Origin of the sequence: Spirillospora sp. NPDC052242, from assembly GCF_040679555.1 — a bacterium.
Taxonomy (GTDB): Bacteria; Actinomycetota; Actinomycetes; order Streptosporangiales; family Streptosporangiaceae; genus Spirillospora.
Genome location: NZ_JBFAUZ010000040.1, coordinates 1 through 16,275 on the forward strand (window position 1 = coordinate 1; position 16,275 = coordinate 16,275).

At 73.0% G+C, this 16,275-nt stretch carries 16 protein-coding genes; 2 read left to right on the forward strand and 14 right to left on the reverse strand.

Annotated elements, in window-relative coordinates:
• Positions 1–93: 93 nt before the first annotated feature.
• From AB0L25_RS28710 to AB0L25_RS28750, 9 genes are all read right to left on the reverse strand, one after another.
• Complete coding sequence (locus AB0L25_RS28710) at positions 94–885, reverse strand: ABC transporter permease (RefSeq protein WP_500175835.1); 792 nt, start codon at positions 883–885, stop codon at positions 94–96.
• Complete coding sequence (locus AB0L25_RS28715) at positions 882–1,823, reverse strand: ATP-binding cassette domain-containing protein (RefSeq protein WP_500175836.1); 942 nt, start codon at positions 1,821–1,823, stop codon at positions 882–884. Before AB0L25_RS28715 ends, AB0L25_RS28710 begins: the two co-directional genes overlap by 4 nt.
• 371 nt (positions 1,824–2,194) lie before the next feature.
• The gene (locus AB0L25_RS28720; RefSeq protein ID WP_500175838.1) at positions 2,195–3,037 is read right to left on the reverse strand and encodes a DUF4097 family beta strand repeat-containing protein; all 843 of its coding nucleotides are present in this window, start codon (positions 3,035–3,037) and stop codon (positions 2,195–2,197) included.
• A gap of 41 nt (positions 3,038–3,078) precedes the next feature.
• Positions 3,079–3,633: a hypothetical protein gene (locus AB0L25_RS28725; RefSeq protein ID WP_500175839.1), complete on the reverse strand. Its 555-nt coding sequence runs from the start codon at positions 3,631–3,633 to the stop codon at positions 3,079–3,081.
• A 306-nt stretch (positions 3,634–3,939) separates the two neighbouring features.
• Positions 3,940–4,734, reverse strand: coding sequence for an SDR family NAD(P)-dependent oxidoreductase (locus tag AB0L25_RS28730; RefSeq protein WP_500175840.1), 795 nt, complete (start codon positions 4,732–4,734; stop codon positions 3,940–3,942).
• The gene (locus AB0L25_RS28735; protein ID WP_500175841.1) at positions 4,731–5,192 is read right to left on the reverse strand and encodes a nuclear transport factor 2 family protein; all 462 of its coding nucleotides are present in this window, start codon (positions 5,190–5,192) and stop codon (positions 4,731–4,733) included. Before AB0L25_RS28735 ends, AB0L25_RS28730 begins: the two co-directional genes overlap by 4 nt.
• Complete coding sequence (locus AB0L25_RS28740) at positions 5,189–6,067, reverse strand: LLM class F420-dependent oxidoreductase (RefSeq protein ID WP_500175842.1); 879 nt, start codon at positions 6,065–6,067, stop codon at positions 5,189–5,191. Before AB0L25_RS28740 ends, AB0L25_RS28735 begins: the two co-directional genes overlap by 4 nt.
• Positions 6,064–7,542, reverse strand: a complete 1,479-nt coding sequence (locus AB0L25_RS28745) for an FAD-dependent oxidoreductase (RefSeq protein WP_500175843.1) — start codon at positions 7,540–7,542, stop codon at positions 6,064–6,066. The genes AB0L25_RS28740 and AB0L25_RS28745 overlap by 4 nt, the downstream gene beginning before the upstream one ends.
• A gap of 4 nt (positions 7,543–7,546) precedes the next feature.
• The gene (locus tag AB0L25_RS28750; protein WP_500175844.1) at positions 7,547–8,449 is read right to left on the reverse strand and encodes a VOC family protein; all 903 of its coding nucleotides are present in this window, start codon (positions 8,447–8,449) and stop codon (positions 7,547–7,549) included.
• A gap of 162 nt (positions 8,450–8,611) precedes the next feature.
• Between AB0L25_RS28750 and AB0L25_RS28755 the strand changes: the two genes are divergently transcribed.
• Positions 8,612–9,472: an SDR family oxidoreductase gene (locus tag AB0L25_RS28755; RefSeq protein WP_500175845.1), complete on the forward strand. Its 861-nt coding sequence runs from the start codon at positions 8,612–8,614 to the stop codon at positions 9,470–9,472.
• Between the two features lie 59 nt (positions 9,473–9,531).
• On the opposite strand, the gene AB0L25_RS28760 is transcribed toward AB0L25_RS28755, so the two are convergent.
• The 4 genes from AB0L25_RS28760 to AB0L25_RS28775 are packed head-to-tail and all read right to left on the reverse strand — an operon-like array spanning position 9,532 to position 14,420.
• Positions 9,532–10,716 carry an acyl-CoA dehydrogenase family protein gene (locus AB0L25_RS28760; protein WP_500175846.1) on the reverse strand — a complete coding sequence of 395 codons (1,185 nt, stop codon included), beginning with the start codon at positions 10,714–10,716 and terminating at the stop codon, positions 9,532–9,534.
• A gap of 44 nt (positions 10,717–10,760) precedes the next feature.
• Positions 10,761–11,801: a 2Fe-2S iron-sulfur cluster-binding protein gene (locus AB0L25_RS28765; RefSeq protein ID WP_500175847.1), complete on the reverse strand. Its 1,041-nt coding sequence runs from the start codon at positions 11,799–11,801 to the stop codon at positions 10,761–10,763.
• Positions 11,802–11,814: 13 nt separating this feature from the next.
• On the reverse strand, positions 11,815–13,527 hold the full coding sequence (locus AB0L25_RS28770; protein WP_500175848.1) for an FAD-binding protein: 1,713 nt from the start codon (positions 13,525–13,527) through the stop codon (positions 11,815–11,817).
• Positions 13,524–14,420, reverse strand: coding sequence for an alpha/beta fold hydrolase (locus AB0L25_RS28775; protein WP_500175849.1), 897 nt, complete (start codon positions 14,418–14,420; stop codon positions 13,524–13,526). Before AB0L25_RS28775 ends, AB0L25_RS28770 begins: the two co-directional genes overlap by 4 nt.
• A gap of 212 nt (positions 14,421–14,632) precedes the next feature.
• Here AB0L25_RS28775 and AB0L25_RS28780 point away from each other — a divergent pair, with 212 nt between their 5' ends.
• Positions 14,633–15,235 carry a flavin reductase family protein gene (locus tag AB0L25_RS28780; RefSeq protein ID WP_500175850.1) on the forward strand — a complete coding sequence of 201 codons (603 nt, stop codon included), beginning with the start codon at positions 14,633–14,635 and terminating at the stop codon, positions 15,233–15,235.
• A 17-nt stretch (positions 15,236–15,252) separates the two neighbouring features.
• Here AB0L25_RS28780 and AB0L25_RS28785 read toward each other — a convergent pair whose 3' ends face one another.
• Entirely contained in the window at positions 15,253–16,161 is a 909-nt protein-coding gene (locus AB0L25_RS28785; protein ID WP_500175851.1) for an IclR family transcriptional regulator, read from the reverse strand.
• Between the last annotated feature and the right edge of the window lie 114 nt (positions 16,162–16,275).

Sequence of the window (16,275 nt, forward strand, 5' to 3'; positions counted from 1 at the left end):
GTTCCGCTCGTGGAAGTACGCCTGCCAGTCGATGGCGTCGTCCTTGTCCTGCCAGCGCACCCGGAGGGTGCGGGGCGCCGGGACGTGGGGCGGTCAGCGGGTGGTGGCGCGGTTGAAGCGGTACTTCGACCAGACGTAGCCGGAGACCGTGATGCCGACGCACCAGGCGACGGCCTGGACGCCGCTGTCGCCGATCCGGTCGCCCATGAGCAGCCCCCGCAGGGTCTCGGTGAGGGGCGTGAAGGGCTGGTACTCGGCGAACCAGCGCAGCGCGGTGGGCATCGTGTCGGTGGGGACGAATCCGCTGCCGAAGAACGGCAGGAGCATCAGGATCATCGGGGAGTTGCTGGCGCTCTCCACGGTCTTGGCGGCGAGCCCCAGCCCCACGGACAGCCAGGTGAGGGCGAGCGCGAACCCGGTGACCAGGCCCGCCGCGGCGAGCCACTCGATCACGGACGCGTCCGGCCGGAAGCCGATCGCGAGGGCGACGCCGATGACGACCACGATGCCCAGCAGGGCCTGGACGACGCTCGCGATGACGTGCCCGGTGAGCACCGAGGGTCGCCAGATCGCCATGGTGCGGAAGCGGTCGACGATGCCCTCGGTCATGTCCATCGCGACCGAGATGGCGGTGCCCTGCGCGGCGGCGGCCATCGCCATCAGGATGATGCCGGGCGCCACGTAGTCGACGTAGGCGCCGCGGCCGCCGGAGCCGCCGCCGATGCCGTTGCCGAGGGTGCCGCCGAAGACGTACACGAACAGCAGCAGAAAGACCACCGGCATGCCGACGAGCATCAGCGTCATCGACGGGTAGCGCAGCATCCGCCGGAACTGGCGGCGCAGCATCGTCGTCGAGTCGGTCAGGGAGTGGGCCACGGTGTTCATCGCTGGGGCTCCTTGTCGCGCCGGCCGGTGAGGGTGAGGAAGACGTCGTCGAGGTCGGGGGTGTGCACGGACATCTCCGCCACGTCGATCGACAGATCGTCGAGGCGGGCGAACAGATCCCGCATCGAGCGGACGCCGCCGTCGCTCGGGACCCGCAGGGACAGGCCGTCCTCGCCGAGGGCCGCGTCGGCCAGGGCGTGGACGGCGGTGGACACGGCGGCCGGGTCGGCGAACCGGAGCAGGATGTGGCCGCCGGGGATGAGGCGCTTGAGCTCGTCGGCGGTGCCCTCCGCGATCAGCCGCCCGTCGTCGAGGAGCGCGATCCGGTCGGCGAGCTGGTCGGCCTCCTCCAAATACTGGGTGGTGAGGAAGATCGTGACGCCGGCCGCCGCGAGGTCCCGGATGGTCCGCCACATGGTGCGGCGGCTGCGGGGGTCCAGGCCGGTGGTGGGCTCGTCGAGGAAGATCACGGCCGGGTTCCCCACCAGCGTCATCGCCAGGTCGAGCCTGCGCCGCATGCCGCCGGAGTAGGTGCTCGCCGGCTTGCGGCCCGCCTCGACCAGGTCGAACCGCTCCAGCAGCTCGTCGGCGCGGCGCCGGGACGCCGCCCGGCCGAGATGGTGCAGGTCGCCCATCAGGGCGAGGTTCTCCCGGCCGGTCAGCAGGTTGTCCACCGCCGAGTACTGGCCGGTGACGCCGATCGCGGCGCGCACGGCGTCGGCGTCCCGGGCCGGGTCGTGCCCGGCGATCCGCAGCTCGCCGCCGTCCGCGGGGATCAGCGTGGACAGGATCTTGACCATGGTCGTCTTCCCGGCCCCGTTCGGGCCGAGCAGCGAGAAGATCGTTCCCCGGTCGACCCGCAGGTCGATGCCGTCGAGCACGACCTTGTCGCCGTACGCCTTGCGCAGGCCGGTGACCGTGATGGCCGGTTCCGTCATGATTACTCTCCGTGTTCAATAGGGGGTGCAGGAGGTCCGCAGGCGGCCGGGACGGCGCGTACCGCCGTTCCCGACCCCCGCCGTTAAGTGATGTCGGTGAGTTGGGTGGTCTCTGTGGTCTCGGCCACGCCACCGCCGGCACCCGTGACGCCGACGCCGCCGACGGCGCCGTGGTGACGGACCGCCCGCGTCAATGACGCCGGGCGCTCCGGTGGTGCTGGAGGCGTCGGTGAGCTGGGGGACGGCGGTGGGGGCGGGATCACCTGGCGGCGGTCGTCAGTGCCTCGCGGCGCCGGGACTGGCGGGCGGGTAAGCAGAGTTCTTTGCGCCTGGGCCGAGTTGGCCGGGCGGGTGCGGGTCGGGGGCGGCGGTCAGGCGCGGCGGACCAGGATGTCGGCGAAGCGGGTGCGGGCGCGGATCTCGACCATCTCGACGGCGTTGCCCGGGTCGTCGGCGGCTTCGAGTTCGCTCCGCACGTTGCCGTACTCGGAGCTCACCTCCAGCCAGGCCGCGGTGCCCTCCGGGACGCCGACCTCCACCTCGCCGAAGCCGGTCTCCAGTGTGGCGCCGCCGCTGACGGCCTCGCTGATCCGGACGCTGCCGTGCGCGGTCTTCGCGTGGATCTCGGCGCGGGAGCGGCCGATCAGGACGTCGCCGTTCGCGGTGACGAGCCGTGCCTCGCCCGCCAGCCGGCCGATGGTGATGTCGCCGTTGGACGTCTTCACCGACGCGGTGCCGTCGATCTCGCCGAGCCAGATCTTCGCCGAGGCCGACACCACCTCGATGTGGCCGGTCGCCCCCCGGACGGAGATCTCCCCGGCGGCGGCGCGCACCTTCAGGCGTCCCGTCTCCTGCAGCCGGACGAACCCGGCCGCGGTGTCGAGGTCGGTGTCGCCGAGCCGGCCCTCGCCGCGGAAGTGCCCGCCGCTCTTGCCCTCGACCTGCGAGCCGGTCGGCAGGTCGATGGTCACCTCCACCGACGGCGGGGTGCCGACGAGCGAGCGGACCGCGTAGCGGGGCGTCCTGACCGAGAGCCGTCCCGCCTCGAACTCGACGCGGGTCTCCTCGGCCGCCTGGACGTCGAACTCCCGCGTGGCGTCGCTGGGACGCACGTCCACCACGGTGTCGGTGCGGTCCCCGGCGCGGAACCGGACCATGCCGCCCGCGGTCTCGACGGCGGCGACGATCGCGTCCGGGGTGTCGAAGGTGTGCACGTGGACCCCTTCCCGGTGCCCCTTGGGTCTGGTCTGCATCTTCAGCGCACCCATCCGGTGTAGTTCCGCCCGATCGGCCGTCCCTCGCCTCTGTCCTGCGGGGGGCCGCCGGGGTCGAGGGCGGCGGTGACCGCCCGGACGAGCCAGGCGTTGACCGACAGGCCCATCCGGCCGGCCGCCTCCTCGATCCGCGGTTTGAGGTGCTCCGGCAGTCGGAGCGTGATCCGCGACGTGCCGCCGGTCTCCTCCGGCTCGGCCACCGGCGCCCGGACGCCCATCGAGACCTCGAGGGCGCCGGCCAGCGCCTGCCGGAGCCCGCCGGGCGGCGGAGCCTCCGCGGGCGCGGGCTCGGGAGGCGGCGGCGTCACGACGAAGTCGGGATCGCGGCCGCGCAGCCGGACCTCGACCGAGCCGGGCGCGAGGTCCCGGGTGATCTCGTCGGCCGCGTCCGACAGGGCCTCCAGCAGGACGAGGCGGACCGCGGCCTCCAGTGGCGAGGTGAGCCGCTCCGCGAGGGCGCGGGCGTCCTCGCCTCCGGCCTCGGCCGCGACCGCGAGTTCGCGTCGAAGACTGTCGACGTACATCGCGATATCCATGACGTCATCATGGCGTCACGAGTGACGTCATGTCAAGTCGATGGATGTGGCGGAGTGATGTCAGGTTGGCGGCACCAGGTCTCCGGCTGTTCGCCGTCCGGCTGGGGATGCCTGCTTTTTCGGCAGAATGCCTGCTCAGAGCGGGTGTGGCGATGTGACGTCACGTGCGTCACGGTGGACTCGCGAGTGTTCGGGGTCGGCCGTCTCGGGTGCGGGTGGTCGGGTGGCGGCCCGGGCGACGCGGGCGTGACATCATCGGCGACTGCATCGTGACGTCACGCCCGGCGTCGCGGCTCCGGGGGGCGGTCAGGCGCGGTGGGGGCGGTTGGTCCAGCCCCGGTCGTCGGCGCGGACGAACCAGCCCGAGGCGGCCAGGGTGCCGCCGTCGACGGGGATCGTGTGGCCGGTGACGTAGCGGGCCTCGTCGGAGGCGAGGAAGGCGACGACGGCGGCGTAGTCGTCGGGACGGCCGAAGCGGGCCATGGGCACCCAGGTGTGCATCAGACCGGGGTCGTAGCCGCGGAGCATCCAGGACGCCGGGGTCTGCTCGGTGTCGGCGAGGTCGGGGGCGATGGCGTTGACGCGGACGCCGTGGCGGCCGACGGCGACGGCGAGGCTGCGGGTGAAGGCGGAGACGCCCGCGTTGAACGCCGAGTACACGGGGTGCTGGGGGATGCCGCGGAACGCCTCGACGGTGGAGTTGTTCACGATGGCGCCGGAGCCGTGCTCGATCATCGCGGGGAGCAGGGCGTGGGTGAGCTTGAAGACGTGCAGGAGGTTCAGCTCGTAGAGCCGCTGCCACTGCTCGGGGGTGCTCTCCTGGAAGGACGGGGCGGCGGGGCGGAAGTCGCCGACGTTGTTGACGAGGACGTCCGCGCGGCCGGCCGTGCGGGCGACCTCGGCGACGGTGGCGTCGTCGACGATGTCGCCGACGACGGTGACGCAGCGGCCGCCGGCGGCCTCGATGTCGGCGCGGGTGCGGGCGGCGGCGTCGGCGTCGATGTCGTTGATGACGACGAGGTCGCCGGCGGCGGCGAGGCGGCGGGAGACGGCGCCGCCGATGCCGAGGGCGCCGCCGGTCACCACGCTGACTCGGGTCATGGGCGTGCCTTTCGGACGGGACGGGTCTCGATCCAGTCGATCCGCAGGGCCCGGCGGACGATGCGCCACGTGCCGTCCCGGCGCGCGTAGGCGTCGGTGTAGTGCAGGTGCCAGGCGAGGTCGGTGAGTCGGCCGTCGTGTTCGGTGATGTGGTGGGCGACGCACGTGACGTGCCCGGACGCCGTGTCGGGTTCGTCGCCCGCGTCGAACACCTCGCCCGCGAGTTCGTGGGACGTCACCTGGACCGCCCGCAGCGTCGCGAGGGCCCGGACGATCGCGTCGCGTCCGGTGTGCGCGCGGACGGGCCCGAGGTCGGCGGGCGGGTCGGGCAGGACGAGCGCCGCGTCGGGCGTGAAGAGGTCCGCGAGGGCGTCGAGGTCGCGGCGGTCGGCGTGCAGCGCGTAGCGGGCGACCAGGTCGCGCAGGTCGATCCGGTCGCCCGCCGTGAGGTGCGTCATGCGAGGCCGAGGCGTTCGGCGCAGGCGGAGAGTTCGTCCTTGGCTTCGTTGAGGTCGCGCGTGGGGTTCGCGCGGAGGACGAGGCGGTCGGCGCCCTGGTCCGCGAGCCTCGCCGCCTTTTCCGGCGTTACCTTGGCCAGGCTGTGGCCGAGGGTCAGCTGCAGGACGTCGGGGTCGCGGTCCGCCTGTTCGGCTTCCTCGCGCATGAGCTTGACCAGCGCCTGCAGTTCGTCCCCTGCGACGCCCAAGGGCTGGAGGCCCTGCCCCAGGCGGCCGGCGCGGCGGGCGGCCGCCTTGCTGTGCCCGCCGATGTGGATCGGGACGTCGCCCTGCGCGGGCTTCGGGTAGCTCATCGCGTTGCGGAAGCTGAAGAACTCGCCCTCGTGGGTCGCGCCTTCGGGGGCGGTGTCGGCCCAGAGCGCGCGCAGGACGGCGATCTGCTCGTCGGCGCGGCGCCCGCGGGTGTCGAAGTCGGCGCCGCACGCCTCGATCTCCTCGCGCATCCAGCCCATGCCGACGGTGACGCGGAGCCGTCCGTTCGAGAGCGCGTCGATGGTGGCGAGGCGCTTGGCGAGGACGACCGGGTGGTGGTTCGGCAGGACGAGGACGCCCGTGGCGAGCCCGATCCGGGACGTGCGGCCCGCCAGATACGCGAGGAGGTCCAGCGGGTCGGGGATGTCGAGGTCGTCGGCGAGTTCCATCTTCCCGGACGCGTCGTACGGGTAGACGCTGTCGTAGCGGCTGGCGACGACGGCGTGCTCGACGGCGACGATGGACTCGAACCCGCAGGCGTCCGCGTGCTCGGCGTAGGGACCGATCCACGCGGGGTCCGCGGTGACGCCGGCGGCGACGGGCGCCAGGACGGCGTATCTCACTCGTTCTCCTCTCGTGCGGCGGCGCGTCCGGCGCGGCGGCCGAAGAAGGTGCCGTCGCCCAGGGACGTCCCGCTGATGTAGCCCTCGCCGTGCATGCCGGAGGACGCGCGTCCGGCGGCGTAGAGCCCGGGTACGGGGTCGCCGGAGTTGTTCAGGACCGCGCCGTCGACGGTGGTGTGCAGGCCGCCGAGGGTGAATCCGGCGGCTCCGGTGCCCTTGCCGCCGCCGCCGTCGAAGAAGCCCGCGCGGGGGTCGATCGCGGCGAACGGGGGCCGGAGCGGCCGCAGCCACTTCGGGTCCTTGTGGAAGTAGGGGTCCTCGCCCCGCTCGGCGTGCCGGTTGTACGTCTCGACCGTGGCCGCCAGGGACCCGGCGGGCATGCCGAGCTCCCGCTCCAGTTCGGCGAGGGTCTCGGCGACGTGGGCGGGCCGCAGGCCCCACCGGTCGGCCTCGGGGACGCTCTCGAACCCCTCCTCGTCGATGATCGTCCAGTAGGGGCCGGGCTGGTGCCGGACGGCGTGGACGCTGAAGTGGCCGGGGTAGACGTCCTCGTTGATGAAGCGGCGGCCGAGGCCGTCCACGAGCATCCCGCGGTTCACCATGGCGGGCAGCGCGGTGAGGGCGATCTCGACGACGCCCATGCGGCGGACGGCGGCGCCCGCGGCCGTGGCCATCCGGATGCCGGAGCCGTCGTCGAGGCCGTCGCTGACCTTGCCGTGCCCGAGCAGGACGGGCGCGTGGTCGGCGAGCATCTCCTCGTTGTCGACGAACCCGCCGGTGGTGATCACCACGGCCTTGCGGGCGCGGTAGGCGACCTCCCGCCCATACTTGCGGGCCACGACGCCCGCGACCCTGCCGCCGTCCATGACGAGCGCGGCGGCCTGGGTGTCGGTGTGCGTCGCGGCGCCGGCCGCGGTGGCGGCGGCGGCGAGCCTCTCCATGAGGAGCCCGCCGGCGAAGCCGGGGGCGGCCGGCCGGTGGCCGCGGGGCGCGGGCTTGGCGAGCGTGTTGTACGGCCAGGAGTTCTCGCCGAGCCACATCAGCCCGTCGTCGGTCATCGGCATCCAGACCGGCGACGGGTAGAGGGTCGGGTTGAACGGGACGCCGCGCTCCCGGAACCACTCGAAGTGCTCGACGCTCTCGTCGCAGTACAGCCGGAGCTTGGCGGTGTCGGCGTGCGGGCCGAGCGCCGCCTCGAGGTAGGCGTACATGTCGTCCGGCGTGTCGTCGAAGCCGCACGCCTTCTGGATCTCGGTGCCGCCGCCGAGGTACAGCTCGCCGCCGGACTGCGCGGACGACCCGCCGGGGCCGCTCGCCCGCTCCAGGACGATGACGTCCGCGCCCACGTCCGCGGCCTCGAACGCGGCCGCGGCGCCCGCGCAGCCGAAGCCGAGGACGAGGACGTCGCACTCGTGGTCGAACCCGTCGCCGACGACGGACGCGGCGACGGGCTCGACGGAGGATCGCCGGGTCACCCGTTCACTTCCCCTTCGGGACGAACGCGGCGAGCGGCTCGGAGCCGGACCAGTCGTGGCCCCAGTAGCTGTCGGCGGTGATCTCCTCGGCGGTGTAGTGCGTCTCGTCGACGAGCATGCCCTCGCAGCCGTACTCGAGGTCCCAGCCGCCGGGGGCGCGCACGTAGAACGACACCATCTTGTCGTTGGTGTGGCGGCCCAGCGTGGACGAGATCGAGAAGCCGTTCTTCGTGACCTTGTCGAGGGCGATGCCGACGGCGTCCAGGCTGTCGACCTCCACCATCAGGTGGACGAGGCCCGGGTCGCCGTCGTGCGGGGCGGGGCACACGGCGAGGCTGTGGTGGCGCTGGTTGACGCCCATGAACCGGACGCGCATGCGCTTGCCGGGCTCACCGCTGCCGAACGCGCCGCGCGGGAGGAACCCGAGGACCTCGGTGTAGAACGCGACGACCTCGTCCTGGCGCGGGGTCGGCAGGACGACGTGGCCCATGCCCTGCGGGCCGGTCACGAACTTCTGCGCGTTGCCGGTGACGACCGGCGAGTGGTCCAGGACCGGCCCGTAGAACACCTCGAGCGGCGTGCCGCCCGGGTCGGTGAACGCGATGGCGCGTTCGACGTCCTCGCCCGGGGGCAGGTCGGTGACCTCCCGGCCGGCCTTCTCCACGGCCTCCCGGACGGCGGCCAGCGCGAACTGGTCGCGGACCTCCCAGCCGACGGCCAGGACCCGGTCGCTGTCGCCGGGCAGGACGGCGAGGCGGTGCCTGCGCTCGTCCATGCGCAGGTACAGGCCGTCCGGGTCGGGGCCGGAGCCCTCGGCGAACCCGAGCGCGTCGATCGTCAGTTCGCGCCACCGCTCGATGTGCTGCGTCTGGACCTTGAGATATCCGAGTCCACGGATGTGCGTCACTGTCCTCGATCCCTTCGAAGTCGCGGCCCGCGCCGACCCGCCACGGCCGTCCATGGCCAACGTGTCAAAGCGCGCGCCCCGGCGCGCGGCCCCTTCCCGCTCAGTGAGAACCGGTCGCGGCGGGACCGCCCCGCCCGCTCTCATCGGGTCGAGGAGGTCTCGATGACGAACACGAAGCCGGACACGAAGCCGGACGCGAAGCCGGTCGCGCTCGTGACCGGAGCCAGCCGCGGGATCGGCCGGGCGACGGCGCTGGCGCTGGCCGCCGCGGGCCACGACGTGGCGTTCACCGCGCGGACGGTCGAGGAGGGGGCGGGCCGGATCCCGCCCAGGCACGGGAGCGGCGCGGACATCGCCGTCCCGGGGAGCCTGGCGCGGACGCGCGCGGAGGTCGAGGCGCTCGGGGCGCGGGCGCTGCCCGTCCGGATGGACCTGCTGGACGCGCGGAGCGTGACGGCCGCCGCGGAGACCGTCCGGCGGGAGTGGGGCCGGGTGGACGTGCTGGTCAACAACGCGGTCGCGCACGTCGGCGGCAACCACGCGCGGCTGCTCGACCTCGACCTCGAGGTGGCGGCGCGGACGATGGCGGGCAACTACCTGCACCAGCTCGCGCTGGTGCAGGCGGTGCTGCCGGGCATGGCGGAGCGGGACGGCGGGACGATCGTGAACCTGTGCTCCGGGTCGGCGACGTCCGATCCGCCGGCGCCGCCCGGGGAGGGCGGCTGGGGGCTGGCGTACGCGGCGTCCAAGGCGGCGTTCGGGCGGCTCGCGGGCGCGATCAACGCCGAGTACCGGGGGCGGGGCGTCCGGGCGTTCAACCTGGATCCCGGGTTCGTCGTCACGGACGCGGGCGCGGCGCGCGGCGGCGTCGACACCATCGCGGGCAAGGGGTTCGAGCCGACGCCCGAGAGCGCGCCCGCCGCGGCCGTCGTGTGGCTGGTGACCTCACCGGACGCCGACCGGTTCCTGGGCAAAGTGATCTGGACGCCGAAGCTCGTGCAGGATCTCGGCCTCAGGACGTAGTGCGCGCGCGCCCGACCCCGCCCGGCCGTCCGGCCGGGCGGGGTGGACACGGGATCCGGTCAGATCATCGAGCGCATCGGGCCCTGCGGGGGCTCGATGTCGAGGTCGGAGAGCGCGGACACGTGGTAGACGGCGCCGGGGACGTGGATCGCGTGCGCGAGGCCGACGTGGGCGTCCCGCCAGAACCGCTGGATCGGGTTGTCGGCGCGCATCGCGTTGCCGCCGGACCGGACGACGATCTCGTTCATCGCCTGCACGGCGCGCCACGCGGCGCGCACCTGGGTGCGGCGCCCGGCGGCGCGCTCGGCGAACGAGAACTCGTGCCCCGCGGCGGCCTTGTCGTACATGCGCGAGGCGTTCTCGATCAGCGCGGTGCGGGACGCCTTGATCTCCTCGGCGGCCTCGCTGATCGCGTACAGCACGTACGGGTCGTCCTTGATCTTGGTGCCGGTGATCTGGACGCGGGTGCGCTGGTAGGCGAGGTGGTGGTGCAGGGCGCCCTCGGCGATCCCGATCACGGCGGAGGTGATGCCGAGGGGGAACGCGCAGGAGAACGGCACGAGGAAGGTCGGGTTGGTCAGCCCGGCCTCGCGCGGCGCCGAACCGTCGATGATCTTGTTGAACGGGATCGTCCGGTAGTCGGGGACGAACGCGTCGCGGACGATGATGTCCTTGCTGCCGGTGCCCTTGAGCCCGGCGACGTCCCAGGAGTCCTCGACGATCTCGTAGTCGGAGCGCGGCAGGATCATGTGCAGGGACGACGGCGGCTGCGCGACCTTGCCGTCCTTGTCGCCCAGCATCGCGCCGAGGAAGATCCAGTCGCAGTGGTCGGTGCCGGAGGAGAACTGCCAGCGGCCGTTGAAGATGTAGCCGCCGTCCACCGGACGGGCGACGCCCATCGGCGCGTACGGGGACGCGATCCAGGTGTCGGGGTCGTCGCCCCAGATCTCCTGCTGCACGCGCGGGTCGGCCATCGCCATCTCCCACGGGTGCAGGCCGACGATCCCGGAGACCCAGCCGGTGGAGCCGTCCAGGGAGGCGATCTTCATGACCGTCTCGGCGAACTCCCGCGGGTGCGACTCCAGCCCGCCGTGCGCCGCCGGCTGCAGCATCTTGATGACGCCGGAGTCGCGCAGCACCTTGGCGGCCTTGTCGTCCAGCTTGCCGAGCCGCTCGTTGACCGGGCCCAGCTCGCGGATCTCCTCCGCCCGTTCCATGATCGTGTCGAGGACGCGGTTCGTCATCGCCTGTCTCCCGTGGTGTCGTGCGCGGTGCCGGGGCGCCGCGGTCAGCCGTCGTAAGTGATCTTCAGCCGGTCGCCGGCCGGCCGCGCCTGGCAGGCGAGGATGAGCCCGTCGGCGAGGTCCTGCTCGTCGAGGACGGTGTTGGCGTCCATGACCGCCTCGCCCTCCAGGACGACGCAGGCGCACGCGGCGCACGAGCCCTCGCGGCACGAGAACGGGGCGTCGACCCCGGCCCGCAGCAGGACGTCGAGGAGCAGTTCGGAGCGGGGCCAGGGCAGCGTGCGGGTCTCCCCGTCGAGCTCGACCTCGATCTCGCCGGGCTCGCCCGCGTCCCCGTCCGTGTCACCGCCGGACGGCGCCGGGTCGGTGGCCTCGGGGGTCTCGAACGGGTCGGCGGCGAGCGAGAAGAACCGCTCGACGTGGACCTTCATGCCGAGGCCGGAGAGCGCCGCCGCCGCGAGGTCCATGAACGCGCCGGGCCCGCACACGAACGCGTCACGATGGGTGTGCGCGCGCGCCAGTGCGCGTAGTCCCGACTCGGTGGGGAGGCCCTGCACCGACTCCAGCCAGTGGACGACCGTGAGCCGCTCGCCGTGCTCCGCCGCGAGCTCCCGCAGTTCGTCCGCGAAGATGACGGACCGCTCGTCCCGGTTCGCGTAGACGAGGACGACCGACCCCGTGCCCCCGGCCAGGCACGACTTGAGGATCGACATGACCGGGGTGATGCCGCTGCCGCCCGCGAGGAGCAGCAGGTCGGCGTCCAGCGAGGCGGGCGTGAACGTCCCGGACGGCCGCAGCACCTCCAGGACGTCGCCCGCGGTGACGTTGTCGCAGATCCAGTTCGAGCCGAGCCCGCCCGCGACCCGCTTCACCGTGACCTTGAGCCGGTCGTCGGTGACCGGCGAGCTGCACAGCGAGTAGCAGCGCGCCGCCCAGCCGTCCGGCGCGGGCACCCGGACGGTCAGGAACTGGCCGGGCTTGTACCGGAACCGGTCGCGGTCGCCCTCGGCCGGTTCCAGGACGAGCGAGTGCGCGTCGGCCGTCTCGCGGACGACCTCGACGACGCGCGCCTTCAGTCCCGTCATGCCTTCGGTCCCGTCATGCCCGCTCCGCCTCCGCGGTCGCCGCCCCCGCCCCGGTCTCGGCCCGGCCCGCGGCGTGCCGGGCCGCGATGTAGCCGAACACGATGGACGGGCCGATGGTGGCGCCCGGTCCCGCGTACTCGTTGCCCATCACCGACGCGGACGTGTTGCCCGTCGCGTACAGGCCGCCGATCACCGAGCCGTCCGCGCGCAGGACGCGGCTGTGCTCGTCGCACACCAGCCCGCCCTTGGTGCCGAGGTCGCCGACCTCCAGCCGGAACGCGTAGTAGGGCGCGGACTCGATGACGTCCAGGTTCGGGTTCTTCAGGTTCGGGTCGCCGTAGTAGCGGTCGTAGGCGCTGTCGCCGCGGCCGAACTCCGGGTCCTTGCCCGCGCGCGCGTACTCGTTGAACTTCGTGACCGTCTCGTTCAGCGCGTCCGCCGGGACGCCTATCTGCTTCGCGAGTTCGTCAAGGCTGTCGGCCTTGAACACGATGCCCTGCTCGTAGAACGCCTTGGGAATCGGCGCGCCCGGAAGGATCTGCGCGAACGGGTAGCGCGCGCGCGTCTTCGCGTCCATGACGAACCAGCAGGGGACGTGCCCGCCCTCCAGCTGGTCGTGGACGAAGTTCACGTACGGGGACGCCTCGTTCGTGAACCGCTTCCCCTCGGCGGACACGATGACCATCCGCGGGATGGCCCGCTCCGACACCAGCGGGATCACGGCCCCGGCGGGATGCCGCACGGCGGGCATCCACCAGGCGTCGTCCATGAAGTCCAGGGCGGCGCCGAGCCGCTCGCCGAGCCGGATGCCGTCGCCGGTGTTCTCCCGCGCGCCCATCGCGAAGTCCTCGCGGCCGCCCTCCGGCAGGTACGCGTCGCGCATCTTCTGGTTGTGGTCGAACCCGCCGGTCGCCAGCAGCACGCCGCGCCGCCCGCGCAGCCGCAGCGTCGCGCCGTCGCGCTCCACCACGACGCCGGTGACCGTGCCGTCCTCGTCGGTGACCAGGTCGGTCATCTTCGTCTTCAGCCACAGCGGGATGCCGGCGTCCTTGAGCGCCATCCGCATCCGGGCGACGAGCGCGCGCCCGCCCGTCGACATGTGGCGGCGGCGGATCAGGTTGGACGACACGCGCCACGCCGCGACCATCGACGCCCGGCGGCCCGCCCACGTCCGCTTGGCCATCGCCAGGTCGTGGTAGTCCTTCGCGGTGATCCACAGGCCCAGCGGGCCCTTCATGTTGTTCGGCCGCTGGTACTTCTCGTCCTCGCCGAGCTTGCGGGTGTCGAACGGCTTGGCCTCGATGGACCGGCCCAGCGGCCGTCCGCCCTCCAGCTCGGGGTGGTAGTCGGCGTAGCCCTTCGTCCAGAAGAACTGCATCCACTTGCTCTTGCAGATCAGCTCCATCGCGGCCGGGCCGTGGTCGACGTAGGCGTCGAGGCGGGCGGCCGGGACGCGGCCCTCGGTGAGCAGGTCGAGGTAGCGGCGGATCGACTCGCGGCTGTCGTCGTGGCCGCGCGCGCGCAGCGTCGGGTTGTTGGGGATCCAGATGCCGCCGCCGGACAGGGCGGTGCTGCCGCCGAACTTCTTGCCCTTCTCCACGATGAGGACGCTCAGGCCCTCCTCGTGCGCGGTCAGCGCCGCGGCCATCCCGCCGCCGCCGCTGCCGACGATGACGAGGTCGTACTCGTGGTCCCAGGCGCCGGACCCGTTCTCCGCCGCGCTCATGCCCGGCCCCGCTCACCGGCGGTGCGCCCGTCCACGGAGCGGGTGAGGAACGCGAGGACCGCGTTCTCCCACGCCTCCTTCTGCTCGATCATCACCCAGTGCCCGCAGTTCGGGAAGATGTTGACCTGCACGTCCGGGATCGTCCGCATCGGCACCAGGGCCATGTCGACGGGGCTGACGCGGTCGTCGCGGCCCCACGTGATGAGGGTGCGGGTCTTCAGCCTGTGCAGCATCGCCCAGTACGGGGGCTGGTCCGACTTCGCCTGCATCTTGAAGTTCGCGGCCATCGCGGCCTTGCCGTACATGCGCCGCGCGGCGGCCAGCGTGTCGGGGTCGGTGGCCTGCTTCCACCGCTCCTCGATGAGCTCCTCGGTCACCAGCCGCGGGTCGTAGACCATCGAGTGCAGCCACTGGACGAGCGCCTCGCGCGTGGGGTTCTCGGTGAACTCCATCAGCAGGTTGATGCCCTCGCCGGGCGACGGGCTGAAGATGCTGCGGCCGATGCCGCCGATCGTGACGAGGCTGCCCACCCGGTCCGGGTTCGCGAGCGCGACGTTCGTCCCGACGATGCCGCCCATCGAGTTGCCGATGACGTCGACGCGGTCGAGGCCCAGGCCGTCCAGGAAGCGGATCACCGAGCCGCCCGCCGCCATCATCGGGTGCTGGTCGGTCGGGTCGCTCACCCCGAAGCCCGGGAACTCGAGGACGAGGCAGCGGAAGTACCGCGAGAACAGCGGCAGGTTGTCGCGGAAGTTGCGCCAGCCCGTCACGCCCGGGCCCGAGCCGTGCAGCATCAGCAGGGGCGGGCCGTCGCCGGCCTCGTGGTAGCGCAGGACGCCCTGGTCGGTGGCGAGTTCCCGCAGCGTCGCGTCGTACGTCAGCTCCGTCGGCATGGCCTCTCAGTCCTTCAGGGTGGCTTGTCCGGAACGTATGCCCGCGCGCCTCGGCGGCACCGCCCCGGATCCCGATCAGCGGGACATTGCGGGCCCCGTACCGTCCCCCCGTCCCGCCCGGACCCCGTTCCGCTCAACGGGATCGTCCGCGCGCGGCACGCCGCGCGGCGCTTACGTTCCGAATCAGTCCAGCGACGATCCGAGGTGCATCGATGCCAGCCGAACCAGCGCTCACCACGCCGCCGCACACCGAGCCCGCCGCCGCGCCCGCCGCCGGGCCGGACCCCGCCGACTTCCGCCGGGCGATGTCCGAGTTCGCCACCGGCGTCACCGTCGTCACCGCGATCGACGGCGGCGAGCCGATCGGCTTCGCCTGCCAGTCGTTCACGTCGGTCTCCCTGGAACCCCCGCTGGTCCTGTTCTGCGCCGACCACCGCGGCCGGTCGTGGCCGCGGATCCGCGCCGCCGGGCGGTTCTGCGTCAACGTGCTCGGCGAGGACCAGCGCGACCTGTGCCAGCGGTTCGGGTCCAGCCGTGGCCGCAAGTTCGAGGACCTCGGCTGGGACGTCTCGCCATGGGGGACGCCCGCGCTGCGGGACGTGCTGCTCGCGGTCCACGCGGAGGTGCACGCCGTGCACCGCGCCGGCGACCACGACGTGGTGATCGGCCGCGTGCTCGCGGTGGAGCGGCCCGAGGACCGGCTCGACCGTCCGATGATCTTCTTCCGGAGCCGGTTCGGCGTGGACGAGCCGGAGGACCCGGGCGCGCTCGACGCGCCGGACGCGTGGTGGGCGGGCCAGTGGGGGTGGATGTGACGCCACCCCCGCCCGCGTCACATCCAGTCGCCGCGGCCGTCCACGGCCAGCAGCCGGTTCATCGTCTCGGCGGACCAGCAGTCCCGGTCGGACGGCCGGTCCCCCGCGTGCCCGCGGGCGCGGGACGTCCCCTTCCCGGCGGCGTCGTGCCGGGCGGGGGCCGAGCCGGGGAAGAGCACCTGGGACGCCTCGCGGGCCGCGGTGACGACGAGCGGCGCGACGTTCTCCAGCGGCGCGCGGACGTCGCCGACCAGCGAGATGCCCGCGACCGGGCCCTCGGCGCCGCGGATCGCGGCGGCCACGCAGGCGATGCCGGGGAACGACTCGCCGCGCTCGAACGCCAGCCCGCGCCGCTGCCGGATCCGGTGCAGCTCCTGGTGCAGCGTGCCCAGCTCGCCGATCGTGCGGCTGGTCATCCGGGCGATCTCCGGGCCGAGCAGCGCGTCGACCTGCTCGGGCTCCAGCCACGCCAGCATCGCCTTGCCGAGCGCGGTGGAGTGCGCCGGGGCCCGGCCGCCGACCCGCGACGGCACGGAGGTGGCGAGCCGGCCGCCGAGCTTGTCCAGGTAGAAGACCTCGGCGCCGTCCAGCACGGCCAGGTGCGCGACCAGGCCGGTGGTGACCTGCAGTTCGTGCAGCAGCGGCGCCGCCGCCTCGCGGATCTTGCCGTGCCCGCCGTCCCGGCCGCCCAGCCCGAGCGCGCGCTGGCCGAGCCCGTACCCGTACGAGTGGTGCGACAGCCAGCGCTGCCGGACGAGCTGGTCGAGGATCCGGTGGGCCGTCGAGCGCGGCAGCCGGGTGCGGCGCGCGACGTCCTCCAAGGTCAGGCGGGCGGACGGTCCGTTGAACGCGTCGAGGATCAGGGTCATCCGCTCGACCATCGACGGCGGCGTCTCCCGCCGTCCGGGCGCCATGAGCTCGGCCATCGCACCTCCCAGGGCACAAGACTGAAATGAATTCTTGTTGACTGGAATGTAGCAAGCGCTGGGTGACAACGGAAGGGGTCGCGTAAGACCAGGTCAGCCAATCGTGTAGCACCA